The sequence below is a fragment of the Enterococcus sp. DIV1059_2 genome, assembly GCF_051713685.1.
GTDB lineage: Bacteria > Bacillota > Bacilli > Lactobacillales > Enterococcaceae > Enterococcus_D > Enterococcus_D casseliflavus.
Window position 1 is genome coordinate 1 of record NZ_JBIOQK010000003.1, and the last position, 7,987, is coordinate 7,987.

Annotated in this window: 9 protein-coding genes and 1 pseudogene; 6 read left to right on the top strand and 4 right to left on the bottom strand. The window is 34.6% G+C overall.

What is annotated here, in order from left to right; all coding sequences use genetic code 11:
- Window positions 1-99: 99 nt before the first annotated feature.
- Window positions 100-585: a hypothetical protein gene (locus tag IGI72_RS19145; protein WP_438755359.1), complete on the bottom strand. Its 486-nt coding sequence runs from the start codon at window positions 583-585 to the stop codon at window positions 100-102.
- A gap of 577 nt (window positions 586-1,162) precedes the next feature.
- Here IGI72_RS19145 and IGI72_RS19150 point away from each other — a divergent pair.
- Window positions 1,163-1,304: pseudogene (locus tag IGI72_RS19150) on the top strand (helix-turn-helix domain-containing protein); the annotation flags it as partial.
- Window positions 1,305-1,410: 106 nt separating this feature from the next.
- On the opposite strand, the gene IGI72_RS19155 reads toward IGI72_RS19150, so the two are convergent.
- Complete coding sequence (locus tag IGI72_RS19155) at window positions 1,411-1,755, bottom strand: hypothetical protein (protein WP_438755360.1); 345 nt, start codon at window positions 1,753-1,755, stop codon at window positions 1,411-1,413.
- Window positions 1,756-1,832: 77 nt separating this feature from the next.
- On the opposite strand from IGI72_RS19155, the gene IGI72_RS19160 reads away from it, so the two are divergent.
- Window positions 1,833-2,516 (top strand): ATP-binding cassette domain-containing protein, encoded by a 684-nt coding sequence (locus IGI72_RS19160; protein ID WP_438755361.1) that lies wholly within the window; start codon window positions 1,833-1,835, stop codon window positions 2,514-2,516.
- Window positions 2,517-2,530: 14 nt separating this feature from the next.
- Entirely contained in the window at window positions 2,531-3,670 is a 1,140-nt protein-coding gene (locus IGI72_RS19165) for an ABC transporter permease subunit (RefSeq protein ID WP_438755362.1), read from the top strand.
- A 151-nt stretch (window positions 3,671-3,821) separates the two neighbouring features.
- Here the strand turns inward: IGI72_RS19165 and IGI72_RS19170 are convergent, their stop codons facing one another.
- Window positions 3,822-4,091, bottom strand: a complete 270-nt coding sequence (locus tag IGI72_RS19170; RefSeq protein ID WP_438755363.1) for a hypothetical protein — start codon at window positions 4,089-4,091, stop codon at window positions 3,822-3,824.
- A gap of 410 nt (window positions 4,092-4,501) precedes the next feature.
- On the opposite strand from IGI72_RS19170, the gene IGI72_RS19175 reads away from it, so the two are divergent.
- The gene (locus tag IGI72_RS19175) at window positions 4,502-4,588 is read left to right on the top strand and encodes a type I toxin-antitoxin system Fst family toxin (protein WP_123867079.1); all 87 of its coding nucleotides are present in this window, start codon (window positions 4,502-4,504) and stop codon (window positions 4,586-4,588) included.
- 469 nt (window positions 4,589-5,057) lie between these two features.
- Here the strand turns inward: IGI72_RS19175 and IGI72_RS19180 are convergent, their stop codons facing one another.
- The gene (locus IGI72_RS19180) at window positions 5,058-5,237 is read right to left on the bottom strand and encodes a transcriptional regulator (protein WP_438755364.1); all 180 of its coding nucleotides are present in this window, start codon (window positions 5,235-5,237) and stop codon (window positions 5,058-5,060) included.
- Window positions 5,238-5,821: 584 nt separating this feature from the next.
- Between IGI72_RS19180 and IGI72_RS19185 the strand changes: the two genes are divergently transcribed.
- Window positions 5,822-6,085 (top strand): antitoxin epsilon, encoded by a 264-nt coding sequence (locus IGI72_RS19185; protein ID WP_438755365.1) that lies wholly within the window; start codon window positions 5,822-5,824, stop codon window positions 6,083-6,085.
- A gap of 1,041 nt (window positions 6,086-7,126) precedes the next feature.
- Window positions 7,127-7,840 carry a replication initiation protein gene (locus tag IGI72_RS19190; RefSeq protein ID WP_438755366.1) on the top strand — a complete coding sequence of 238 codons (714 nt, stop codon included), beginning with the start codon at window positions 7,127-7,129 and terminating at the stop codon, window positions 7,838-7,840.
- Window positions 7,841-7,987 lie beyond the last annotated feature (147 nt).

Below are 7,987 nucleotides of genomic sequence, written 5' to 3' on the forward strand. Positions count from 1 at the left end.
AAAACCCTAAAAGCATTATACAGCCATTTCCATAAACACTGCAACTCGCTTTTTCCTTAAACAGTGCGCTACTTGTAGTTGGAACACTAAAAAATCAAATTACTTAAATATCCTTGACCATATGGAGGGCTTTTCTATAACGGTAGGCTCTTCTAATAAGCCAATGAGCCTATCTAGTCTTTCAGTTAGATCACTGATCTGCTCTGATTGCTTTTCAATAACTGTATTTTGTTGATTAATAAGTAACTGATATTCTTTTAATAGTCCATTTTGAAGTGATATGTCTGTAATTTGATCTGATGAATGGATAGCAGTTTCAGTATAAAACCTTATATAAGCTTGACTTAAAGCCATTTCATAGTTTAGATCTGGCTTAGATTTATTTTCCATGACATACCTAAACGCCTCTATGTCTTTAGCAACAAAAAGTTTCTTAGTGCGATTCTCTACACTCCTTGTGTAAACAGGCTTCTTAGCTAGTTTTTCCATATCATTTGAATACTTTCTGACGGTTACAGGAGAGATCTTTAATTGCTTAGAAACCTCACTGCTATCGAAAAGTTGTTCTGAATCGTTGTTATACATAGCTCTTAGCACTCCAATCATATTTACATATCAGTATAGTAAGGGGTATATAATATCCTATAAATGGAATCATAACACAAATGCTATCCAATATGTTAAAATGGTGTGGCAGAGGAGCATTCTGACGCCATTTCATTTATCTAGCTTATAGAATACTCACTTAAATAACAATAAGATCCATTTATCAGCTTATGAAAACAGCTAAATTTCACTAAGTTTTGAAATGTGCAAAAAGCGATAGAATAAGCTTTCATAAACTAGACCAATTTCATTTCACAATGTTAACGGCTGAACCGCTTGATACAGCTACTACAGCTATCTTAGCAGCAAACTTGAAGATCTAAAAGCTGATCAAGAGTCTGCGGTTCAAAGCCTTCAAAAGGACTTCTACGAACGAACCCTTCAATCCATGGATAAGCAACAAGAGGCTGCTCAACCTGTTTATCAGATCTCTCGTGAAGATGTCCTTTCACTGCAACCAACGGAAGCCACAAGACTACGTGAAAAGAACGCCTTACAGGCGGTCAGAGCAAGCCCTAACAACCCTAGATCAAAAAGAAGCTTTCAAGAGGTAGATTCAAAAGATCCGCAAAAACGTATAGTTTTTAAAACAGTCGTGTCTGTGCTAAAAAAAAGGAATACCCGTTTCGGAAATCGCTAAGGAAAACGGACTCTCCAGACCAATAATTTATAAAATAAAGAAAGCGAATGATTTGTAGGTTTTATCTACAGTGCATTTTCGTTTCTATGTTCCATGTACCACATATAAAAAAAGACGCTACCGACATTTAGCAGTAACGACTATAAAACATAAATTATTTATTATTAATAAACTCTATACTTGTAGGCAAAGGTATATTCTATATGACTTGGAAAGTAGGCTTCTTTGATAGTTGTGTATCCAGTTTGTGTAACACCATTGGTGAACCAAATACTTTTGTAAGTAATATTATACAAAGCACTCCATACACCAGTGTCTGTCTTTTTTTGCTGGGCAGTATTCTTGACTATTGCTTCTTGTGTAGCAGCTCTAGTTGTTAGGGCATCAACTATCGTAATATCTGGTTGACTAGCAATATCATTTTCAATAGACGATGCAGAGGCACTCACTGTTGGTATGATAAAACACAAACCAACTAAAGTAAAAATAATTTTTTTGAACGCTTTCATTTTATACCCTCCTATAATATAATTTGGTGCAATGCTATTATATTATAGGAATAAGTATTTTAAAAGGAGGATTTGTTATGGAAATGCCGATATTATATATAAAAAATTTATCAGTAGAAATAAAAAAACAAGAAATACTTACCAATTTAGCTCTTACTATCACTAATAAATCTATTATTTGTATTATAGCCCCAAATGGTAGTGGAAAAACAACGCTATTTAAAACGATTAATAATCAAATTGCTTCAAAATCAGGAGAAATTATTTTGCAGAGTTTTAATAAAGATAAAAGAGAAAAATATAATAAGAATTTATTTTTTTTAGAAAATTCCGACTCATTATTTCAAAATCTAACTGCTTATGAAAATATAAGTTTTATTTCTAAACTTTGGGAAAATAATTGTAACATTGAACAAATTATAGATTTAGTTGGTATTAGATCATACAAAGACAAGTTAGTTAAAAATATGTCTCTAGGAATGAAGCAAAAAGTTTTAATTGCAGTTGCTATCGCGAGCGGTGCTAAATTTTTAATTTTTGATGAACCATTAAACGCATTAGATATAGAGAATATAGAGTTAGTTACAAACATTTTTTTGACATTAAAAAATCAAGGCAGAACAATTTTGCTATCTTCACATAATATTTTTGAATCTAGTAAAATTTGTGACGAAATCTTTTTTTTAGTAGATGGATATTTGAAAGAAGCCCCTTTGGAATATACACAAATCAAGCAATTTTATTTTGAAAATTTTTCATAAAAGGAGAATTTAGTATGTTAAAATTCGAATTATTAAAAATATACAGAGATAAAACAACGTATATCTTTTTTTTATTTATAACATTATCTCTGATACTGCCCTTTACATTAGCTAAAAGCCAATCGAACGATTTATTCTTTTACGAAAGTAATTATGATATGGCTTTAGGTGCTATTGAGTCTATGAAGAATGATCCTAATGCAGAGGAAGCAATTAAAGACGTGCAAGAAACCGCAGATTACATGAAAGAAATTATTGACGGAATTAAAGAAAATGATAATAAAAAAATAGTAAACTATGAATTAAAATTAGAAAAAAAAAACCTAAATGATATGGAAGCTGGAACGCTTGTTTCTATTCCTTTAGTAGACCAAAAATCTTTGGTTGCGACGCTTCAAAATATAAAAGATAACAATATGGAAAAATTGAGCAGTAGTTTAAGAGAGTTAGGAAGTGTTAATTATTTTAGTATTTTATTATCTAATTTCAGTTTTGTATTAATTATTTTGATCTTGATCGCTATTCATATCTCATTTCTAGTAAATTCAGATTCCAGAGGAAAAAATCTAAATATCTATTCAGCTTCACCAACTAGTAAGCTAAAAATATATGTTACAAAATTTATAGCTTACAGTATTACTATTATTTCAAATCTGGTAGTATCTTTCACTTTTATCTTTTTGTTCCTCGCAATAAAAAATGGTACTGGAAATAGCGAATATCCTATCGCTAGAATCATTAATAATTCAGAAGTGACTATAATGACTACAAAACAATTTCTTCTCAAAAACCTTCTTTTTTACGTTTTATTAGTGGTTTGTTTTTTGCTTTGGGGAATGTTGATTTCTTTGGTATCAAAAAACCTTATTATAGGCTTAACATTACTTGTTATTCCGCTAATAGTAAGCCAACCTAGTATTTTGAATACTTATGTAAATGTTCAATTGCTTCCGTTTATTTTGCTAAGTTATTTTGATATAGCGAATATAATAGTTGGCGGTTCTGGATTTGTACCACTTCCCAACGAAGCACTTACTTATAAGAATGGTTTTTTACTCTTAACGATAGTTATTTTTGTAATTATTGCAATTAGTATTGTAATTATAAAGACGGAAGTATTTAATAAATTCACTAATTATCGAGCTAAAAAATAATCCCAAGAAATTTTAACTTAACTCAGTTATTTTAACATTTAGTTAACATAATACGTATTAACACAAGACGCCCGTCAATCAAGCGATTGACGGGCGTTCTTTGTGATTTTCAATTGGTCTAGCTCTGTCGGGATCCTAAACCGTTGGTAAATCAAGCATCTTCTCTTTGCGCCGTTTGTGAAGAAAACAAGGAGTAGATTTGAAACGGTGTTATGTTCCACGCTGGAATTGTCGCAAGATAGGCGAAATGTTGCTTTTCTAACAAGCGTAAAATGCAGCGTACTTGATCCGCTGTTTTGTTGGGCGCAATGGCTAGGCATTCCACAAAGTCAGCAGGAAAGGAGAAAACGGAACGATTCGCTGTTTGCCACCCCGTGACGATCGTGGGATCGAATTCATACCTTCGACAAAAATCACTCACCGATAAACCAAGGTGTCCCACGATATATGCAGTAATCGGATAGCTGTCAACATAAGGGGAAAACTACATGTTTTATTCTAGTAATTTTAGTATATAGTCTTCCGCTATGATCTCTCCTTGCATGATCAACCGTAAATGGTCGAAGGGGATTTTTGTGGATTTACTGAGTCGGTTTAGTTCTTCCTCACTCTTGATTTTTTTTTTTGGTTCGTTCGATTCGATCCCATTCTGTATTGGTCAAGTAGTGGGAAAGTTCATAGGTTAACCGAGAATCCTCTGCATCGTGCACAAGATCAACTCCTCTTTTTATGGATTATTATAAAGGCAATAGAAAATAAAGAAACTACTGATCACTTGAATTGTTCATGTTATACTCGTTAATGGCAACTGCCCCGTAAGGGGGTGTCACTATGATTAAGGAACTAATTTCGCTGATTATCGCCCCACTTTTGGTGGGTCTAGTACTTTTGCTAGTTGATCGCTGGTTAGACGATTAGCCGATAGTCGAAGCAGTTGCCATCTGGCCCCAACGCTGGAGTCGCAACAGCGCAAAAAAAGCCCTCCTATTCGCTGTAGGAGGGCTTTTGGTGTAACTATGATTTTAAACTAATTTCGCTTCGCACACTTATTATATCAAGAAACTTTGAAAAAATCAAAATGCAGCAATCAGTACCGATCGTTTTTTGACATTGAAACTATTTGCGATTTTCTGTCTAAAAAAGTTGGTTACATTCTCAACTTTTATCGGTCAAAAATGTAACCAACTTTAAAATTGCTCAATCCCTTGCAGCACTAAGGTTTTTCTGATCTCGTTACATGTAGGAAGTCGTTTCCTAACCCCCCTATTAGTAAATGGGGGTTCACGGTCACTTCAGCTCGCACAGCAAGCTGAAGTGACACCAGAAAGGCTACAAGGATAAAATTAAGACACTAACTTTTGCCGGTTGGGTGTCTTTTTTTCGCCCATTATTCTTCTCCTTTCGTATTTTCTAAATCATCTTTAACCACTTCAAACATATGATTTCTAATATCATAAGTCGGTATCTTCCCTTGACTTATCAACACTTTTTTATACGAAGCATAAAGCTCTTTAGGAATACGAACAGTCACATTCTGGTATTCAACAGTAGATTTTTCTCTAGCCAATAAAAACACATCCTTTCTAAAATATAATATAAGGATAACATACTTATATATAATTATAAATAAGAATAAAAAAAGAAAAATGGCACAATGCACCCATTGGGGGGGTCGTAGTACGGAAGCAAAAATCGCTTCCGTACTACGACCCCCCCAATTTTTCCAAATTCCAAATTTTTTTCAAAAATTTTCCAGCGCTACCGCTCGGCAAAATTGCACGCAATTTTTAAAATCATAAAACCATGAGGGAATTTCATTCCCTCAAACTCCCTTGAGCCTCTCCCTGCCGAAATGGTCGGCTACCGCTTATTATTTCATTCAGTTATCGGCTTTCATAATCTAACAGCGAACCTCTTCACTGCAAAGCCACGCTACGCTCAAGGGCTTTTACGTTACGAGAACTGCTGTTTTAACGATTATGCCGACAACTAAACGAAATAAACGCTAAAATGCCTTAGAACGCATTTTATGAGCTTTAAACATAATTTGGTTTTTACTCGCACGTTTACTTTTGATTAAACTAGCGAAGTCTGTTTAATTAAAAGTAAATGTTTAGTTGAGCAAAGCGAAACCAGAAAGGAGCAAACAACATGACATTAGACTACAGAAAAACATTTGAAATTGAAATAATCAATGAACTCCAATCAGCGATTCACTCAAAAATGTTGAACTATGTTTTAAACAATAAACTCGATAAAAGTGACTCAACAAACCTACAAGTAAATTTATTAAAACAATTATCAAACATGAACCAAATTAATTTATTTAAATTATCTTTAGAAGAATTAGAAGCCTATCACGACTATTTACGGACGATAAAAAAATATGCCGATAACATCACACGAACAGCGTGAGTTTTAACCAACACGCCTGACGATAAAATTAATTTGAAAAATATTCCCTTAGCGATTTTTACTAAGGGCGCACTTATACCCACCAAATTTTTCTTACGAAAAATTGATAGGTTTGTGCGAAAAAAGAGTACAGTTTCACGTAAGTGATCTGTACTCTTTTTTCGTCAAGCGTGTTTATTAAAATTCGTCGCACTCATGTTTCTTTTCTTTTGCCAAACAGCATCAATCATTTTATTAATAGCAAGAGTATTACTGTTAATCGCAATATCAAACCAAGCGTTGCGCAGTTGATCTACAGATACAATCCAGAGATCTATGCCAGCCTAATTAAATAAACCTTTTCGAAGGAGCTGATCAAGTTTGCCGATCAGCTTCTTTTCATATGCTCTCATAATGGTGTGCTGGATAGTCGTCAGACCGTCCTATAATGACCGTACAGCCTATCAAACTACTCTCAAACTGGATCATACCAAAGCGGAATGAGAAGCTGTCAGAGAGATTTTACAGTGGGCCTCATACAAATTCTGTAAATTCCCATGTGGAGCTTTGGAAATAGCCTCTTGAATTTTAATTTTATTGGAATTTCTATATAGGGCTTATAGGCGTCTATATGAGCCTGTGAGAGCTTTTACCATGATCTGCTTATAAATAAAACCAGAAGCATAGTAAAACGCCTGTAGACGGCTGTACGAGGCTCTGACGTTGCCTTGTTGACCTGTTCCTACTTATCCAAATTAAGTAGTCCAAAGATCGGCTGATTCTGGTTGATTCTCTTTTAAAACCTTTTATATATCTTTTTAATATCTTTTAAAACCTTTTAGGGAGATTCTAGCCTTACTCCACCAAGCGTTACAGGCTATTAGGGGAGGAGTTTTATCTGCTTTAGGGAGGAGTTTTATCTGCTTTAGGGAGGAGTTTTATCTGCTTTAGGGAGGAGTTTTATCTGCTTTAGGGAGGAGTTTTATCTGCTTTAAGAGGGAGTGTATACAACTATCCTCCCAAGTGGTATGATAACTATATAAAAATCGCTGGAGGGCTTTCATGAATGAAGTTGTAAAGTACCATAACGATATGAATTCCGTGGCATTTAGGGGGTTTGGCAAGGTGGAGCTAGATCTGTTCTTTGCTATCTGCTCCAAAATGAAGGACGAGGGTAAAAATGAGGTGGAGTTTACTTTCCATCAGATACGATCATTAAGCCAATTCAAGATGACATCTACACAAGCCTTTGTATCCAAACTTAAAAGTACCTATGAGAAGCTTCTTGCACTGATCTTTAAAGAGGAAAATGGAAGTCGGACAACGTACTTCACGCTTTTTGATGAGTTTACGATCGATACTGATGAGGAAACTATCTCCATAACGATTAAGGAGAAATATTTCTATATCCTCAATGGACTGACTGCAAACTTTACTAGATTCGAGTTAGCCGAGTTTGTAAACCTAAAAAGCAGTTACTCCAAAGGTATGTACAGGCTACTGAAACAATTTAGGTCAACAGGCTTTTATGAGGTGCCTATCGAAGACTTTAGACGGTTATTGGACGTTCCAAAGAGCTACCGCATGAGTGATATTAATAAGACGATACTCACACCAGCACTCACAGAGTTATCAGAGATCTTTCCAGATGTAGCATGTGAGAAGGTTAAGCGATCGGTTGCTGGAAGTCGTGGAATATCAGTGGTAAAGCTTATATTTACCTTTAAGCCGACCAGTAAAAAAGATTCTATACTGCTTCATGACTATACAAAATAAAGCCACTAGGATAGTTCCTAGTGGCTTTTTATTATCTGATCACAGAGTTATCCTTAAACCCTTCATAAAAGCTTTCCAAGGTCTTCTTTACATAGCCTAATGGACAGTCTTTGGAAAGAACCATCGGTATATGCGACCGATAGCGCA